This window comes from Stenotrophomonas maltophilia, assembly GCF_025642255.1.
GTDB classification, from domain to species: Bacteria; Pseudomonadota; Gammaproteobacteria; order Xanthomonadales; family Xanthomonadaceae; genus Stenotrophomonas; species Stenotrophomonas maltophilia_P.
The window spans coordinates 1,555,812-1,572,725 of the sequence record NZ_CP106759.1; the positions used below are offsets into that span (position 1 = coordinate 1,555,812).

Annotated in this window: 17 protein-coding genes and 1 other RNA gene; 8 read left to right on the forward strand and 10 right to left on the reverse strand. The window is 67.3% G+C overall.

Translation table 11 applies throughout. The annotated features are described in order from the left end of the window. Positions 1-7: 7 nt before the first annotated feature. From N8888_RS07285 to N8888_RS07295, 3 genes are all read left to right on the forward strand, one after another. Positions 8-745: an SDR family oxidoreductase gene (locus tag N8888_RS07285; RefSeq protein WP_053517458.1), complete on the forward strand. Its 738-nt coding sequence runs from the start codon at positions 8-10 to the stop codon at positions 743-745. Next, a complete protein-coding gene (locus N8888_RS07290) occupies positions 739-2,160 on the forward strand; it encodes an efflux transporter outer membrane subunit (protein ID WP_263177922.1) in 1,422 nt (473 codons plus the stop codon). Before N8888_RS07285 ends, N8888_RS07290 begins: the two co-directional genes overlap by 7 nt. A gap of 220 nt (positions 2,161-2,380) precedes the next feature. Then, on the forward strand, positions 2,381-2,644 hold the full coding sequence (locus tag N8888_RS07295; protein WP_053517461.1) for a hypothetical protein: 264 nt from the start codon (positions 2,381-2,383) through the stop codon (positions 2,642-2,644). 18 nt (positions 2,645-2,662) lie between these two features. On the opposite strand, the gene N8888_RS07300 is transcribed toward N8888_RS07295, so the two are convergent. The 6 genes from N8888_RS07300 to ssrA all read right to left on the reverse strand — a co-directional run bounded on the left by N8888_RS07300 (position 2,663) and on the right by ssrA (position 9,770). Continuing rightward, positions 2,663-3,517: an endonuclease/exonuclease/phosphatase family protein gene (locus tag N8888_RS07300; protein ID WP_065181299.1), complete on the reverse strand. Its 855-nt coding sequence runs from the start codon at positions 3,515-3,517 to the stop codon at positions 2,663-2,665. Positions 3,518-3,626: 109 nt separating this feature from the next. Continuing rightward, positions 3,627-4,331: a PA1136 family autoinducer-binding transcriptional regulator gene (locus N8888_RS07305; protein ID WP_197600414.1), complete on the reverse strand. Its 705-nt coding sequence runs from the start codon at positions 4,329-4,331 to the stop codon at positions 3,627-3,629. Positions 4,332-4,336: 5 nt separating this feature from the next. Further along, positions 4,337-5,209, reverse strand: coding sequence for a glyoxalase III HchA (hchA, locus tag N8888_RS07310; RefSeq protein ID WP_263177923.1), 873 nt, complete (start codon positions 5,207-5,209; stop codon positions 4,337-4,339). 125 nt (positions 5,210-5,334) lie between these two features. Further along, positions 5,335-7,344: an esterase/lipase family protein gene (locus N8888_RS07315; RefSeq protein ID WP_263177924.1), complete on the reverse strand. Its 2,010-nt coding sequence runs from the start codon at positions 7,342-7,344 to the stop codon at positions 5,335-5,337. Between the two features lie 285 nt (positions 7,345-7,629). Continuing rightward, positions 7,630-9,129 carry a S8 family serine peptidase gene (locus tag N8888_RS07320; protein WP_263177925.1) on the reverse strand — a complete coding sequence of 500 codons (1,500 nt, stop codon included), beginning with the start codon at positions 9,127-9,129 and terminating at the stop codon, positions 7,630-7,632. 287 nt (positions 9,130-9,416) lie between these two features. Further along, positions 9,417-9,770, reverse strand: a transfer-messenger RNA (tmRNA) gene (gene ssrA, locus N8888_RS07325). Between the two features lie 229 nt (positions 9,771-9,999). Between ssrA and N8888_RS07330 the strand changes: the two genes are divergently transcribed. After that, positions 10,000-10,572 carry a hypothetical protein gene (locus N8888_RS07330; protein WP_053519702.1) on the forward strand — a complete coding sequence of 191 codons (573 nt, stop codon included), beginning with the start codon at positions 10,000-10,002 and terminating at the stop codon, positions 10,570-10,572. Positions 10,573-10,623: 51 nt separating this feature from the next. On the opposite strand, the gene smpB is transcribed toward N8888_RS07330, so the two are convergent. Next, positions 10,624-11,127 (reverse strand): SsrA-binding protein SmpB, encoded by a 504-nt coding sequence (gene smpB / locus N8888_RS07335; RefSeq protein ID WP_019661238.1) that lies wholly within the window; start codon positions 11,125-11,127, stop codon positions 10,624-10,626. Between the two features lie 57 nt (positions 11,128-11,184). On the opposite strand from smpB, the gene N8888_RS07340 reads away from it, so the two are divergent. Beyond that, a complete protein-coding gene (locus N8888_RS07340) occupies positions 11,185-11,610 on the forward strand; it encodes a type II toxin-antitoxin system RatA family toxin (protein ID WP_053519703.1) in 426 nt (141 codons plus the stop codon). Between the two features lie 3 nt (positions 11,611-11,613). Next, positions 11,614-11,871, forward strand: coding sequence for an RnfH family protein (locus tag N8888_RS07345; RefSeq protein WP_180876306.1), 258 nt, complete (start codon positions 11,614-11,616; stop codon positions 11,869-11,871). A gap of 36 nt (positions 11,872-11,907) precedes the next feature. On the opposite strand, the gene N8888_RS07350 is transcribed toward N8888_RS07345, so the two are convergent. Beyond that, a complete protein-coding gene (locus N8888_RS07350; protein WP_053519705.1) occupies positions 11,908-12,300 on the reverse strand; it encodes an outer membrane protein assembly factor BamE in 393 nt (130 codons plus the stop codon). 103 nt (positions 12,301-12,403) lie between these two features. Between N8888_RS07350 and fur the strand changes: the two genes are divergently transcribed. Continuing rightward, the gene (fur, locus tag N8888_RS07355) at positions 12,404-12,811 is read left to right on the forward strand and encodes a ferric iron uptake transcriptional regulator (protein ID WP_053519706.1); all 408 of its coding nucleotides are present in this window, start codon (positions 12,404-12,406) and stop codon (positions 12,809-12,811) included. Between the two features lie 55 nt (positions 12,812-12,866). Here the strand turns inward: fur and N8888_RS07360 are convergent, their stop codons facing one another. Next, positions 12,867-14,120: an SGNH/GDSL hydrolase family protein gene (locus N8888_RS07360; protein WP_263177926.1), complete on the reverse strand. Its 1,254-nt coding sequence runs from the start codon at positions 14,118-14,120 to the stop codon at positions 12,867-12,869. A 97-nt stretch (positions 14,121-14,217) separates the two neighbouring features. Between N8888_RS07360 and N8888_RS07365 the strand changes: the two genes are divergently transcribed. After that, positions 14,218-15,135: a LysR family transcriptional regulator gene (locus N8888_RS07365; protein WP_053519708.1), complete on the forward strand. Its 918-nt coding sequence runs from the start codon at positions 14,218-14,220 to the stop codon at positions 15,133-15,135. 43 nt (positions 15,136-15,178) lie between these two features. On the opposite strand, the gene recN is transcribed toward N8888_RS07365, so the two are convergent. Then, positions 15,179-16,840, reverse strand: coding sequence for a DNA repair protein RecN (recN, locus tag N8888_RS07370; protein WP_263177927.1), 1,662 nt, complete (start codon positions 16,838-16,840; stop codon positions 15,179-15,181). Between the last annotated feature and the right edge of the window lie 74 nt (positions 16,841-16,914).

A 16,914-nucleotide genomic window follows, 5' to 3' on the forward strand; every position in this document is an offset into this window, starting at 1 on the left:
TGAATCCATGAACACCCATCAGAACAAGATCGCGCTGGTTACCGGCGCTACCCGTGGCATCGGTGCCGAGACCGTGCGTCAGCTGGCGAAGGAAGGCGTGCACACGTTGCTGGCCGGCCGCAAGCGTGAGACGGCGGTGGAGCAGGCACTGAAGCTGCAGGCGGAAGGCCTGCCGGTGGAAGCGCTGCAGCTGGACGTTACCGACGCTGCGAGCATCGCCGACGCGGTCGAGCAGGTGCGCCAGCGTCACGGCCGGCTGGACATCCTGGTCAACAACGCCGGCATCATGATCGAGAACCCGGCACAGGCACCGTCGGAGCAGTCGCTGGATACGTGGCGTCGCACCTTCGACACCAATGTATATGCACTGGTGGCGGTGACCCAGGCGTTCCTGCCGCTGCTGAAGCAGGCCAAGGCCGGGCGCATCGTCAACGTGTCCAGCATCCTCGGCTCGCAGACCCTGCACGCCGACCCGGGTTCGGGCATCTATGACTTCAAGATTCCGGCCTACAACGCCTCCAAGGCGGCGGTGAACAGCTGGACGCTGGCCCTGGCATACGAGCTCCGCAGCTCGCCGATCAAGGTGAACACCGTGCACCCGGGCTACGTCAAGACCGACATGAATGGTGGCCACGGCGAGATCGAGATCGCCGAAGGTGCGCGTTCCAGCGTGCAGATGGCGCTGATCGGCCCTGAAGGCCCGAGTGGCAGCTTCACCTATCTGGGCGAGGTGCTGCCATGGTGATCCGCACCCTGGCGGTGGCCGTTTCCAGCCTCGTGCTGGCCGGCTGTGTCACCGTCGGTCCCAATTACAAGGCGCCCCAGCAGGAGCCTGTCGTCCTGCAGGGCGCGGAGCAGCCGGTGTTCAGCACCACATCGCCCGTTGCCAGCTGGTGGGCGCAGTTCGATGACCCGGTGCTGGAAGAGCTGGTGCACGGCGCACTGTCGAGCAATCTTGACCTGCGCGTGGCCGTGGCGCGTGTCAGCCAGGCGCGGGCGGTGTTCGTCGAAAGCCGCTTCGACCAGGCACCGCACGTGACCGCAGGCGGCAGTTACGACCGCCGCAAGCAACCCGATCCGCAGCTGGGTGGGCAGCGGGTGTTCAGTGAAAGCTACCAGCTCGGCTTCGATGCGGGCTGGGAGCTGGATCTGTTCGGCCGCAAGCGCCGTGCTGCCGAAGCGGCACGCGCCGATCTGGGGGCCGAGCAGGCCAACCTGGCCGATGCGCAGGTACTGGTTGCCGCCGAAGTGGCACGCAACTACTTCGAGCTGCGCGGCACGCAGAAGCGCATCGCCGTGGCCCAGCACACACTGGTCAATCTGCGTGATACGCAGAAGCTGACCGAGGCGCGCTGGGAACTGGGTGCCGGCAGCGAGCTGGATGTGCAGAGCAGCCGTGCCCGGCTGAAGGCGATCGAGGCCGATATTCCCCTGCTGGAAGTGGCCGAGACGCAGTCCCGCAATCGCCTGGCGGTGCTGCTGGGCCAGCGCCCGGAAGTACTGGCCGACATGCTCGCGCCGCATGAGGTGCCGGCGTTCGCCAAGCCGTTGCCGCTGGGCGATACCCGCGAGCTGCTGCGCCAGCGTGCCGACGTGCGTGCGGCCGAGCGGCGGCTCGCAGCCGCCACGGCACGGGTGGGGGTGGCAACGGCCGATCTGTTCCCGCGGTTGTCGCTTTCCGGTTTCGTCGGCTTCCTCGGCGGCGACGCCAATGGCCTGGTCAACGGCAGCAACAAGGCCTGGTCGCTGACGCCGTCGTTGAGCTGGGCAGCCTTCGATTTCGGAACCGTGCGCGCACGTCTGCGTGCCAGCAAGGCCGAGGCCGAGGGCGTTGCCGCGCAGTACGAGCAGACGGTGCTGCTGGCACTGGAAGACACCGAGAACGCGCTGGCACGCTACTCCAAGCAGCAGGCACGGCTGGCGATCGTGGTGGAGCAGGCGCAGGCCGCACGACGAGCCGAGTCGCTGGCGCAGATCCGCTATCGCGAGGGCTCGGAAGACTTCCTGACCCTGCTCGACGCGCAGCGCACCCAGCTGGCCGCCGATGATGCACTGGCGGCCGCCGAGGCGGAGGTCAACGTCAGCGTAGTCGGCGTATACAAGGCGCTGGGTGGTTGGGGCCAGTCCCCGCAGGCGCCGAGCGTGGCACAGGTGAATTGAGCGGACGGGGACGGAGGCAGTGGCCTCCGTCCTCGTTTCCGGTCAGGGCCACAGATGGGCGGGCGCCTGCCGCCCTGCCATGCCGTCCTCCACACTTTGCGAACTCAGGCAGGGCAGCGCGGCGTGAGCCGTGGACACCGTCACATTCGTGACGCTTCTGACTCTCCCGGAAGCGCCTTCTGCCGTGTAACAAGTGGGGCGGGCCACCAGAGGACAGGCGATGACGGACGGCAAGCGGGATACCCAACGAATGTTGTTCGGCGATCCGGGACCACCCGGTGCAGGACTGTCCGTCGCGGTGGTCGTTCTGCTGGTGCTGGCGATGCTGGCCGCGGCCATCGGCTTCGTGCGGCTGCCGGACTCCATGCTGGGCCTGGGCCTGATCGGCGTGGCCGTGCTGCTGGCCATCGGCGCTCGCATCTGCCAGGCGCGCGATCAGCACCAGGCGCTGTATCGCCTGTTGGCGCGGCAGCCGCCGCGGTGAACGCGGCGGCAATCCGACTCAGGGCCGGGGCCAGTCCAGCTCGACCACCAGCGGGAAGTGATCCGAGGGCAGCACGCCGTCGATGCGACGGTCATCGGTCAGGAAGCTGCGCGCACGGAAGCCTCTCACCAATACCCAGTCCAGCTGCGTGGTGGCCTTGCCGGTGAAATCATGGAAGGTCAGGCGCGGCCCCTGGGGAGACGCCACCTGGGTGCGTGCGTCCTGCAGAACGCGGGTGAGCGTCGCGTAGGTTCCGCCCCCGGGTTCACTGTTGAAGTCGCCCGTCAGCACCACCGGCAGATCCGGCGGCAGCGTCGCCACCCGCCTGCCGATCAGCTCGGCTCCCTTGACCCGGCGCGGTTCGTCTTCGTCGCGATAGGGCAGGTGGGTGTCCATGAAGTAGAAGCGGCGGCCATCGTCAAGGCGACGGAACAGGGCCCAGGTCACCATGCGCGGGTACAGGTTGCCCCAGGTGATGCTGCCGGCGACCTCCGGTGTATCGGACAGCCAGAAGTTGCCTGATTCCTCCACGGCCAGCACCCGCGTGTCGTAGAACACGCCCATGTGCTCATCGCCGCTGCCACCGCGCCGTCCTTCACCGAACCACGCGTAGCCGGGCAGGTGGCCGGCGAGATAGTCGGCCTGTTCCTGTACCAGCTCCTGGGTGCCGATGACGGCCGGGCGGGCATCCAGGATGACCTTGACCATCGCATCGCGGCGATCCGGCCAGCGCTTGCCTGGCGCGGTGTCGGCCGGGGTGCGGACATTGAAGGACATCACCTTCAACGGCGCAGGGGCCGCCGCCCAGGCGATGGCGGGAAGAGCGAAGGCCAGCAGCGCACACAGCGCAGGGCGACGGAAACGCGACAGCATCGTGGAATCCCTCCATTCCATGTAAACGATTCCATGAAGGATGGCACGGATTGGCAGGGGAGGGTATGCCGGGATGGGTCATTGGCGTGGCGGCTGCACGGGGGCCCGCTCAGTCTTCGATCTCGCCGCGTCGCGCGGCCGCGCGCACGGCCTGCGCCGTCGTCGCAACGCCCAGGCGCTGGCGCGCGCGGCGCAGGTGGTTCTCCACGGTGCGCGCGGACAACCCCAGCGTGGCGGCGATCTCCGCCTGGCGCCGGCCGGCTGCGACCCAACGCAGAACCTCGCGTTCCCGCGTGCTCAGTTCGCCCAGGGGGCGTTCAGCCGGTGCTTCGGCCAGCCGGCGGGCGGCGCGGAATGCTGCTGTGCCGGCAGACTCCAGCAGCAGCCGGGCAGGCGCGGAAGCGTCGATGATCGTTCCGGCGAAACTGATCGCCCCTTCCAGCCCCGTGGTTCCGAACACGGGTACCTGCAGGCCATGCAGGCCGTCGCCGCGGGGGTGCCTGACCACCTGGTAGCGGGCCCCCCTTACGCCGTCGCGCTTGCTCCAGAAGAACGGGGCATCGCTGTCGAGCACGTGGCGGTTGACCGGGCAGGCATGCAGGTAGCGGGCAAGATCGGTCTCACGCCCTTCGCCCAGCCAGTCGCCCTCGATCCAGTACACGCGGTGTGCGCCGCGTTCCACCCCGGTGCCGGCCGCAAACACCAGCACGCGATCGTAGCCGAGGGGCGCGGCGATCGAGCGAAGCAGCGCGCCGATCCCGGCGATCGAACGCGCCTGCTCCAGTTCCAGCAGCATGGGCACCAGCGCGGCCACGGTGTTCAGCGACCTGCCAGCGCGTCCAGCAGGGTGCGTGCGGCCAACTGGCCGAGTGCATTGCCGGCCAACGGACTATCGCCTGTCAGCAGCAGGCGATCCTGCAGCACGCTGCCGTCAATACCCTCGTTGACGATCTGCACGCCCTGCTGCGCGAGCTTTTCACCGAAGAACCACGGCAGTTGCCCGGGCATGTAGCCGATGTCCGGCGTCTGCCGGTCCATCGCATCGGGGAAGGCGCAGATGCGGTAGCCACGGAACAGCGAATCACCGCCCGCTTCATCGATCCCGGCAGCCAACAGCGCTGCAGGGCCGTGGCAGAGCGTGATGATGTAGCGCTGCTGCGCCATCGCCCAGTGCAGCGCCTTGCTGACCGCGCGGCTCTCCGGCAGACCGATCAGTGCACCATGCCCGCCCGGAATGAAGATGGCTGCATAGTCCGACGCCGCGTCCAGCGAGGCCACGATGTCGTCCAGCACCTTCGGCTGGCGGAACCGCGCCAGGTAACGTTCGTACAGACCGCCGATGTCGCGGTCCTCGCCGGGGAACGCCCACCATTCGAACTTCACGGCGTTGCCGGACAGGGTTGCCACATCGAAGTCGAAGCCGGCCTTGTCCAGGTGATACATCGGCAACAGCGTTTCGACCGGGTGATTGCCGGTGGAGAACAGGTGGCCGTTGGCGGTCGGCAGGTAGCGCTCATCGGCGCCGATCATCAGTATCTTCCAGCGGCCATCCCGGCGTGCGTCGGCATAGTCCGCGCCGGACAGATTGCTGGTGGGTGACGTGAACTGCGAGAGCGACCAGGGCGAGGGAAAGAAGGCATCGCGCTCGGCCGGATCGGGACGGGGTTGGCGGCTGAGGTCCTGGGTGTTCATGTGGCTGGCCTGCTGTCGGGGAGGTGCGGCCAGCATAGGAGGCACTGTGCGTACGTGCGATGAGGGATTTCCCGCAACGCCTGACCCGCCGTCTCCGCCGGTGGCGGAACGGCGATCAGCCTGCGCTATTCATCGCGCCGGTCGTGTGCCTGCATGTCTTCATGCAGGATGCGCCTGAGCTCGACGATGGCGGGCGTGGCTTCCTGCACGCTGTGACCGGACACGATCACCTTCTCCGATTCGGCGCCCGGCAGGTGCGAACTCCAGTACGGCACCAGTCCGTCGCTGGTCTGCTCCAGCGGTCCATCGGCTTTGGCGCGCGCGATGATGGAGTGATAGCGCACGCTCGGGGACATCGGCAGATCGGCGACGGCCTTGACGAAGGGGTCATCCTTGTCGAGATTCTGGATGCTGTTCATCTGGTAGCCGTGCTTGCCGTCGTCGCGGTCGACGTGGCCGTCGTTGGCGATCGTCGCCACGTCCTCCAGCACGGTCAGTGGCAGCCGCACCAGACGGCCGATCCAGCGCCCGAGGCGGGTGCCGGCAACGTCGGTGCCGCGATGTGGGGTGGCAATGAATACCACCCGTGAAATCTCCGGCTCCGGCTTGAACGTGAGCACCGGCGCGCCGCGGGTGCGCAGCAGCTCGCGCTGTGCCGGCGTCATCTGCGCGGTTGCCAGCAGGGTCTCGACCAGATGGTCGCCGGACGAAGACACCATCAGCCGCGAGATCACTCCGCCCATGCTGTGCCCGACCAGCACCATGTCATGCGAGGCCGCGGCCTTTCCGGTGGGATCGAAGTGCTGCAGCACGTCGGCCAGCATGTGGCGGATCGCATCGTGGCTCATCGCGATGGGCATGTTGGTCGGGTAGTAGAACTGCCACACCTGGAAGTCCCGGCGGATCTCGTCGTCGCGCATCAGCTCGTTGGCGACGTTGACCCACGCTTCCGGGCTGCTCGCCAGGCCGTGGATCATCAACAGCACGCGGCGCTTCGGGTCGAAGGGCTGCATCATGTACAGATGCGGCGTATCGATGCCTCCCTTGCTGCCGAACAGCGAGCGCAGCGATTGCCGGCTGAAGTTGGAGCGTGCGAGCCACAGCGCGTAGCCTGCCGTGAAGTTGGCCGCCAGTGGCACCTGCTGGCCATGCAGGGTGACTTCCGAAACCTGGTAGGGATCGTGGATCTCCACCTCCGGCTCGTCGTCGTGCAGCACTTCCCACAGGTTGTTGCCGGAGAACCGCAGCAGCACCGACATCGAGGGCGAAGGCATTTCGCTCCAGCTGCGCTGTACCGGCGCAGCGGCGCTGGCCTCGGCAGCAGGCGTGTCCACGTCGCTGCCGGGATCATCCATTACCGCTACCAGCTCGGCGCCGAAGCCATCCCGGCGATGCACGCTGCGCAGGGTGCCGGTGAACGAGAGCGCTGCGGCGGGAACCAGCTCCCTCGGCGTACGCTCGTCCAAGGGCGAGCCGTCGTCCGATGGGGCCAGCACAAAGGTCCATCGTCCCAGCTGGAAGCGGCTGGTGTCGCTGTGCACCCGGCCGGTAGCGTAGGCCTCGAACAGCTGCACGGAGGCTTCCTGCACGGCCAGGTTGTAGTAGTCCCGCACCTGCGTCTGGCGATCCTCGAAACCCCGCTGGTTGGCGGTGCGCTCGGTGAAGAACAGATAGGCGTAGGCCTGCCTTGCAACCTGCATCCACGCGTCCAGACGCGGCTGGAAGCCGGCGTCCAGTTCGGTGAGCACGGCCTTGGCGCGGCCTTCGGCGGAGTACTCGCGCTTGGGGGCGGGCAGGGTCAATGCGTACTGCAGCCAGAGTTCGGCCAGGGCCGAGCGCTTGTCTTCCTCGCGCACGACGATGCTGGCCTCCATTGCATCGATGCAGGGCGGACCGGGCTTGGCGCAGACACCCTCGTCCAGACCGGCCACGCGCAGGGTTTCCAGGGTGGCCGAGCTGAGCTTGCCGGTGGTGAGGATGTCACCGCGCTTGAGCGCGATGTACTGGCCGGGGGTAACCGAGGCGACCTGCACCGAGGGCCCGAACTGGCGCAGGGTGGCGCAGCCGCTCAGCGCCAGCAGCAGGGTGAAGACGAGAGCCGTGCGGCCGACGATGCCCATTCCCGTGGTTGCCATACGATCCTCCTGCGCGGTCGCGCCACTCTAGCGGGAGGCATGTCAAGGCGGAAGCGGCGTGCGCCGGTTCCTTCAGCGGCCGGTCGTCAATCGTCCAGATCGCTGTTGCGGATTGCCAGGACCACCGCAGCAGTACATGCCAGGACACCGAGCAGGAAGCCGATGGCCATGCCGTCGAACCAGTTCATGGGTTTCGTGCCGGGAATGTGGGAGATGGTGGCCTGTGGATCTGACCGGCGGGCAACGCATGGCGCAGCGGCTGTGGCGGGCCGCTGCGCCCGGGCCTCAGTTGCTGGCCTCCCTGACAGCTTCTGCGGCGTCGATGATGCCCGGACCGCAACCCCCCGGGCAGTTGGCCGCCGCGATCGGATGGGCGGTGCGGCGCAGGATGTCCTTGACCTGGCTGGTGGTCTTCGGCACCGGTGCCACCGCCTGCATCAGCGCGACGACGCCGGCCACGTGCGGTGCCGCCATCGAGGTGCCGGACATGAAGTCAAAGGCATTGTTGCCCACCGTGGACAGAACGCCCTGCGCCGGATGCTGGCGGGTCGGTGCGCAGTTGGTCGAGTTCGGCGGTGTGGCCAGGGGCAGGAACTCGCCCACCGAGGCGCGGCACGACCACGTCTCGCCACCGGGCGCGGTGATATGGATGCCTGCACCGTAGTTGGAGTAGAACGCGCGGCGCCCGCCCTGGTCGTTCGCGGCTACCGCGATCACGCCGTTGCAGTTCGCCGGTGCGAACTCGGACACATCGAGGTTGCTGTTGCCCGCCGCGACCACCACGAGGGTGCCGGTGGCCGTGATGTCGTCGATCGCATCCTGCTCGGCCGGCGAGCAGGGCCGACGGCCGCCCAGGCTGAGATTGATGACCTCGGCCGGATTGGCGTTGGCGGGAACACCCGGCACAGCGATGCCAGCGCTCCAGAGCATGCCGTCGATGATGTCATCCGAGCCGCCATTGCCCTGGTTGCCCAGCACGCGTACCGGTACGACCTTCGCGTTGTAGGCCACGCCTGCCACGCCGATCTGGTTGTTGGTTACCGCCGCGACGGTTCCCGCAACGTGGGTGCCGTGCGCGATGCCCGAGGCATCGAAGGCATCCGCATCGCGGCCATCGCCATCGTCGGAACCGCCACAACCGGGATTCAGCCCGCCCAGGATGCACTGCAGATTGCTGAACGGCCGGGTGGAGGAAATCATGTCGTAGCCTGGCAGCAGGTTCGGCTGCAGGTCGTTGTTGTCGAGATAGCCCGAATCGATCACCGCCACCACGACCCCTTGGCCGGTGGAGCGATCCCATGCCGCCGGCACGCGTGCGCCACTGACGGGATTGCTGTAGTGCCACTGTTCGGCGTAACGCGGATCGTTGGGCGTGGCGAACGCACTCATCATGAAGTTCGGCTGCACGTATTCGACGTCCGGGTCGTCGGCGATGCGCTGCATCAGGATCTCGGCCTCCGGACGATCCAGTGCCTTGTCTGTCCTGATCACATCGGCGCCGCCACCCATGCGGCGCTGATGCGCCACCGCCGCAGCCTGCGCCGCACCCACCGAGCGCTTGCTGCGCTGCTGCGCGCCCAAGCGCTGTTTCAGCGCATCCTGGGCGGTGTCGGCAGAGACGCGTTTGCGGCTGCCATCGCGGTACTTGACGATGAAACTGCTGTACTGCTGGTTGTTGTCCATGCCCCGTGTCCACACCCGTTCGGTGGGTTGGGCGAAGGCAGGGGCACTGGCCAGGACCAGGGTGATGGCACTGGCAAGGGAAACCCGAAGCGACGTACGCATGAATACAGTTCCTTTGTGAAAGGTGCGATGAGCCGGTCGTGCCCTGGGGGCTCGACTCGAGATGAAGGGGGTATGTCCGCGCGGTCTCCTTTCTGATGGCGACCTTGAACGAACGGCTTCGCAGACCGTTCTCCCCCAGTGCGGGGGTAGGAAATTTCTGAACTGATTTACCGATGTCGAGATCGACACGCGCGGCGAGCGGTGTATACCGCAGGCAATAAAAAAGCCCGGAAATCCCCTTCTGGCGGGAATGTCCGGGCTTCTCCGGTCCTTGAAGGACCGCTCGTTGGTGGAGGTGGGCGGAATTGAACCGCCGTCCGAAGGCACTCCATCCCCAGCACTACATGCTTAGCTCGCCGTTGAATCTCGTCCCCGAACAGCACGGCGTGCAAAGCGCATCCGGGAACCAGCCTGTTGTGTTCTAGTGCCGGACTGACAGGCAGCCGTCCAGCGCGATTCCATGATAGTGACTCTACACCGCGAGCATGGACACAAGCGGTTTCGAGGCTTAGGCCTTAAGCGGCCAGAGCGTAGTTGTCGTCGTTGGCAACTAGAGTTTTGCAGCTGGATTTACGAGGAAAGCTACCCCCTCGGCATGCGCCAGGCGACTTCACAACCCCCGTCGAAACCAATGCACCCCCGGTTTCTACAGTGCTGCAAGGTACAGGGCCGATTCCGTGTCACCACGGGCAGGGCCTGCCCAACGGTTGTCATGCTACGGCAAAACAGCTGAACAGTCACCTCGCGCGGCCGGTCAATCCGCAACATGTTGTACTGCCTGTGTCATAGCGGATTGCTAACGTCTCCGGCACGGATTTGCGACACACTGGTCGTGACCATCCAGGGCAGGACAGAAACGGGAGACTGTGGGTGACCGACGCGATGCAACAGCGCAGCCTGCGCCAGCTGGTGGGCCCGGTCGGGGCCGACTATCAGCGACGGGCGTTGCCTCCCGGTTGGGTCTGGGCGCTGCTGGCGGTGCTGCTGGCGGCGACCTGGCTGACCGAACTGCCGGCCACCGCAGCGGTGGCGCTGGTCGCCAGCGCAGTGGTGGTGCATTGGCCGCAGCGTGGGCGCACCCATTGGCTGGGCTGGCGGCTGCCGGCGCTGGCGGTACTGGCGGCGTTGCTGTGGGGGCCGGACGTGCTGGCGCAGTGGTTCGAGCACGGCCTGGCGCTGACCTTGATGACATTGGCCAGCCTGAGCATCGGCGTTCACGTGTGGCAGTCGCGGCAGCTGGCGCGCCAGCTGCAGGGTGCAGCCGATGCCCTCGACGATACGCAGCTGCTGGCCCTGCTGCCGGCCGATGCAGCCCAGCTCGCCCAGCAGTGGCGGGCGGGCGATGACCGCCACGCGCCGGAACTGGCGGTAGTGATGCACCTGGCCGTGATGCACGCGGCCCTGGCGCCGCGCGCGCGCGGGCAGGGCATGCTGGCCGGTTGATGGCCCGGACCGCCGGGCATCGCCCGGCGCCACATGGCGGCGGGGCCTGCCTCAGGCGTCGCGGTTGCCGCGCCGCATCACCCGCTGCTTCTCGATCGCCCAGTCGCGATCCTTGGCCGCATCGCGCTTGTCGTGGTTCTGCTTGCCCTTGGCCAGCGCGATCTCGAGCTTGATCTTGTTCTTGCTCCAGTACATCGCGGTCGGCACGATCGTATAGCCATCACGCTCGACCTTGCCGATCAGCTTGTCGATCTCGTTCCGGTGCAGCAGCAGCTTGCGCTCGCGCCGATCCTCGGCCACCACGTGGGTGGAGGCCTGGATCAACGGAGTGATCTGTGCGCCGATCAGGTAGATCTCGCCACGCTTCACGTAAGCGTAGGCGTCGATGATGTTGCCGCGCCCCGCCCGGATCGACTTGACCTCCCAGCCCTGCAGGGCGAGCCCGGCCTCGAAGCGCTCTTCGATGTGGTACTCGTGGCGGGCACGCTTGTTCAGCGCGATGGTTTTGTTGGCCGTCGCGCTCTTTGCTTTATCCTTGCCGCTGTTCTTGCTCATTTCCGTATTGTCTCCGATTCGGGCCCGCCCGGTCGATTGCCGAAACGTCCCGTATACATGCCTACTATCCGCCGCAGCGCCCTGGTCGAACATTCGGCCGCGCGCATGTTCGACCTGGTCAACGACGTCCAGGCTTATCCGCGCCGCTTCCGCTGGTGCTCCGATGCCCGCATCCTGGAGCAGGGCGAGGACCGGCTGGTGGCGCGTCTGGACCTGGGCCTGGGTTCGTTCAGTACCTGGTTCCAGACCGAGAACACCCTGCAGCGCCCGCACAGCATCGACATGCAGCTGCGCGACGGTCCCTTCAAGCAGCTTCATGGCCGTTGGGAATTCCACGCGCTGGCCGAAGACGCCTGCAAGGTGACGCTGACCCTGGAATTCGAACCCAGCTCACGGCTGCTGGGCCCGGCGCTGGCGATCGGCTTCCAGGGTCTGGCCGATCGCATGGTCAACGATTTCGTCCGGGTTGCCGACGAGGACTGAGCGATGATCGAGGTCGAGGTGGTGCTTGCCTGGCCGCAGCGGGTGCTGTCACGCCGGTTGCAGCTGGAAGAGGGCGCCACGGTTGCCGATGCGATCGCCGCTGCCGCTCTTGAGGGCAGTGCCGGCTGCCCGGCTGCCGCCGTGCATGGTGTGCTGGCCCGCCCGCAGCAGACACTGCTTGATGGGGACCGGGTCGAACTGCTGCGCCCACTGCAGGCCGATCCCAAGGACAACCGCCGGCGTCGCGCGCTCGGCGGTTGAGGGCCAGGGCCCGTCCGTCGGAACGGGCTGGCGGCCTCAGCGGCCCTTCTTCTTCTTGTCCTTCGGCAGGTTGCGGCCGAACTGGCGGACGGTCTGCTGGGCCAGCGCCTTGTCGTTGGCCGGGAAATAGTCACCCTCCCAGCGCGTCACGGCGTCGTTCTCGAAATACACGGTGAAGTTCTTCACTTCCGTGCGGCCGAGACGGTCGACCCGCTGGCTGGAGGTGTAGTCCCAGCGCTGGGCATGGAACGGGTCCGGCACGGAGGGCGTGCCCAGCAGCGCGTTCACCTGCTGCTTGCTTTGCCCGACCTGCAGCTTGGCCACGGCATCTTCCCGGATCAGGTTGCCCTGATAGATGGGTTGCTTGTAGATGATGCCGCACCCGGTGGTGGACAGGGCGACGGCGGCGACCAACAGGAGATTGCGCATCGGGACTGGCGGTTGGGGAAATCGAACCGATGATACACTCCCGGCGTGCCACCGCGACCCAATCCGAGGCAGCTGGCGCTAAATCGCCAATGAACGGAGACCTATGGAAACCCACGACCTGCGTAAAGTCGGCCTGAAGGTAACCCATCCACGGATGCGGATCCTGGCGCTGCTCGAGCAGCGCACTGCCCAGCACCACATGACCGCCGAAGACATCTACCGCCAGCTGCTGGAGCATGGTGACGAGATCGGCCTGGCCACGGTGTACCGGGTACTGACCCAGTTCGAGGCTGCCGGCCTCGTGCTCAAGCACAATTTCGAAGGCGGCCAGGCCGTCTATGAACTGGACCGCGGCGGCCATCACGATCACATGGTCGATGTGGACAGCGGCAAGATCATCGAGTTCGAAAGTACCGAGATCGAGGAACTGCAGCGCAAGATCGCGGCCGATCACGGCTATGAGCTGGAAGAACATTCGCTGGTGCTGTACGTGCGCAAGAAGCGCAGATAGGCACCCCCTGCGTGCCGGTTGCGACGAGACCCCGGGCTGGCCCCGGGGTTTTTCGTCAGCGCGGCGGAGTGACCGCCGGGTGCGATGGCGGCATCAGCATCCGCAGATCCACGGCCTCGGCCATGGCCCGGTTGCCGGCATCGCCCGGATGCAGATGGTCGCCTGAATCGTAGGCGGCGGCCATCCGTGAGGGATCGGCGGGGTCGCGCAGCACTGCATCCAGGTCGATCACCGCATCGAATGGGCTGTCCTGCCGCAGCCAGGCATTGAGCTGCTGGCGCAGTGCGTCCTTGTCCGGCTGGTAGTAGTCGTCCAGCGGGGTGCCGGGCAGGGCACCGGCGAACGGCGGCAGGGTTGCGCCGACAATGCGCAGTCCATGGCGATGGGCCTGTCCGGCCAGGCTGCGATAGCCGGCCTGCAGTTCGGCGAGCCCGGGCCGGTCCTGGCCGCGCGCGAACGCTGTGCCCGGCCAGCTGATGTCGTTGATGCCGATCAGCACGATCACACTGGCGACACCGGGCTGGTCGAGGACATCGCGCGGGAAGCGGGCCAGGGCGGATTCCCCCATGCCGTCGCGCAGCAGGCGTCCGCCGGAGATGCCGGCGTTGACCACTGCGATTCCCTGCGGTGCCAGCCGTGCGGCGAGATGGTCGGTCCAGCGCTGGTCCTGGTCGAGGCTGACCGTTGCGCCATCGGTGATCGAATCGCCGATCACCACCACGCTGCGCGCGCGGGCTGCGGTTTCGACGTCGATGCCGGACAGCAGCAGGCGGGCCGTGGTGCTGCGGGCCCCGTCCAGGTCCGCAGCCAGGCTCTGGTCACCCGGCGCGATCCAACTGGTCTGCCGGCCCTCCCAGTGGAACGTCCGCAGCGGCGTGGGCTGTGGCAGATGGATGCTGACCTGCAGCGACTGCAGGTTGCGCGTGGGCAGTGGCAGCGCGTCGCTGAGTCGGTCCTGGCCAGGCGCGATCAGCACGCCGGGCTGGCCATCGAAGGTCAGCGCCTGCGGCACCTCGCCCGGATGTGCCGCCAGGGTGGCCCGACCCACCTGCAGTGGCTGTGTTCCGTAGGCGTTGCTCAAGCGGACACGCAGGCGCGAGCCGCCCAGGCTGATGCGGACGGTCTGGCGGAAGGTCTGGTCGGCCAGCTCTGCGGGGATCAGCGTCGGAAACAGGAAGTCTGCCTGCCAAACCGGTTGTGGACTGGCTTGCCAGCTGGCCACCCAGTGCCGGGGAGGGGCGGCCGTGGCGCTGGCTGCTGCGGACAGGGTGAGCAGGGCAGCGGTGGTCAACGTGCTCAGGCGGTTCATCGGAAGGGTCCGTCGGAAGGAGGGGCCATGGTGTCCCTGCCGCTTTCTGTGAACTAGACTGCGCCTGGATAATCATCTGTGAACTGGATTCATCACCATGGCGCGACCCGACATCAATCGTTCCGGCGAGCTGGAAGTGTTCGTGAGGGTGATCGAGACCGGCGGATTCTCCGCGGCGGCCCGCAGCCTGGACATGACGCCTTCGGCGGTCAGCAAGCTGGTGGCGCGGCTGGAGCAGCGGCTGGGCACGCGCCTGCTGCAGCGATCCACCCGCCAGCTGCAGCTGACCCCGGAGGGCTGCGCCTTCTACGAGCGCGGGCTGCGCGTGCTTGCTGACCTGGAAGAGGCCGAGCGCTGTGCGAGCGCGCATGCCGAACCGCGCGGGCGGCTGCGGGTGAATGCCAACGTGCCCTTCGGCCAGCATTTCCTGCTGCCATTGCTGCCCATGTTCCTGCAGCAGCACCCGCAGGTGGGGGTGGACCTGACCCTGACCGATGAAGTGATCGATCTGCTCGAGCAGCGCACCGATGTGGCCGTGCGGGCCGGTCCGCTGAAGAGTTCCAGCCTGGTGGCACGACGGTTGGGGGCGACGCGGATGATGATCGTGGCCTCACCCGGCTATGCGCAGCGACACGGTCTGCCTGGCAATGTCGACGACCTGCAGACGCACAACCGGCTGGACATCGGCCATGCGCGGGCGATGCAGGGGTGGCCGTTGCTGCAGGGTGGCCAGGTGCTGCGCGTGCCCACCAGCGGCAATGCCCGCGCCAGCAACGGCGACGCCCTGCGGCAGCTGGTGCTGGGTGGGCTCGGGCTGGCCCGGCTGGCCGCCTTCCAGGTCAGGGACGACATAGCGGCCGGGCGACTGCTGCCGGTGCTGGAAGAGGCCAATCCCGGCGATCTGGAAGAGGTGCACGCGGTATTCCTGGGGCAGGGTGGCTATCTGCCGCTGCGGGTGCGTGCGTTCCTGGATTTCCTGGTGGAAAAGGTGGATCTGGCGCGGCCGCTGGGGTGAACCTGCGGTGGGACGGACCGGGCGTCGCTCGACGCCGCCGGCGTCAGACCTGCAGCAGCTTGCGGGCGGCGGCGCGCGCTTCCTTGCTCACTTCGACGCCACCGAGCATGCGTGCCAGTTCTTCCTCGCGTGCCTTGAGGTCCAGCTTCTCCACCGCACTCTGGGTCATGCCTTCCACCGGTGCCTTGCTGACCCGGTAGTGGGCATGGCCCTTGGACGCGACCTGCGGCAGGTGGGTCACGCACAGCACCTGGCGCTTCTCGCCAAGGGCGCGCAGTTTCTGGCCGACGATGTCGGCCACCGCGCCACCGATGCCCGAGTCGACTTCGTCGAACACCATGGTCGGCACGGCGTCCAGGTCGAGCGCGGCCACTTCGATTGCCAGCGAGATGCGCGACAGTTCGCCACCCGAGGCCACCTTGCGCAGGGCGCGTGGTGGTTGACCGGCATTGGCCGCGACCAGGAACTCCACGCGTTCGGCGCCCTGCGGGTCGGGCTTGCCGCCGTCCTGGGGTTCCAGCTCGATCAGGAACTGGCCACCGCCCATGCCCAGCTCGGCGATGATGCCGGTGGTGGTGGTCGACAGCGCGGCCGCCGCATTGCGCCGGCTTGTGGTCAGTGCTTCGGCCTGCACCCGCCAGGCGGCCGCGGCCTTGTCGATCTCGCCGGCCAGGCGCTGCAGCCGTTCGTCGGCGCCGCGCAGCTGCTCCACTTCGGCATGCATGCGCTCGCGCTGCGCGCCCAGTTCGTCCATCGGCACGCGATGCTTGCGCGCAAGGTCGTGCAGGCGGCCGAGACGGCGCTCGTTCTCCTCGAACTGCTCGGGGTCGGCATCCAGGTCGTCGTGCACGCGGTCGAGCAGGGACAGGGCTTCGTGCAGCTGGATCGACGCGTTTTCGATCAGGCTGTCCACCTCGCCCAGGCGCGGGTCGTGTTCGATCAGCCGGGCCAGTTCGTGCCGCACCTGCTGCAGCTGATCCAGCGCCGAGCTGCCCTCGTCGCCGTTGAGCTGGTTGCTGGCGGCCTGGCAGGCGGTCAGCAGCGCGCTGGCATGGGCCTGGCGCCGATGGCTGGCGCCCAGCGCGAGGATCGATTCGGGCTCCAGATCCTCACGGTCCAGTTCGCGCAGCTGATGCTCGAGGAAACCGATACGGTCACTGACGTCGCCCTGCTGCGACAGCGCCAGGGATTCATCGACCAGTGCCTGCCAGGCGGCTGCGGCGCGGCGGACCTGACGGCGCTCTTCCTCGTTGCCGGCATAGGCATCGAGCAGGGCCAGCTGGGAAGGACGCGCCAGCAGGGCCTGCTGTTCATGCTGGCCGTGGATTTCCACCAGCAGCGCGGCCAGTTCGCCCAGCTGGGCGAGGGTGACCGGGCGGCCGTTGATCCAGGCCCGCGAACCGCCGTCGGCGCGGATCACGCGGCGCAGCTGGCACTGGTCCTCATCGTCCAGCTCGTTGTCGGCCAGCCACTGGCGTGCGGCCTGCAGATGCTCCAGCGCGAACTCGGCCGACAGCTCGGCACGGGCGGCACCGTGGCGGACCACGCCGCTGTCGGCGCGCAGGCCGGACAGGAAGCCCAGCGCGTCGACCATCAGCGACTTGCCGGCGCCGGTCTCGCCTGAAACCACGGTCATGCCAGGCCCGAATTCAAGTTCGGTGGCGCGGACGACGGCGAAATCCTTGATCGATAGGTGTCTGAGCATGGGTCTGGGGGTATCTGAGCCGCGCAACGCTAGCACGCGCACGCGGGCGGTCCAATGGCTTGCCAAGGTGATCC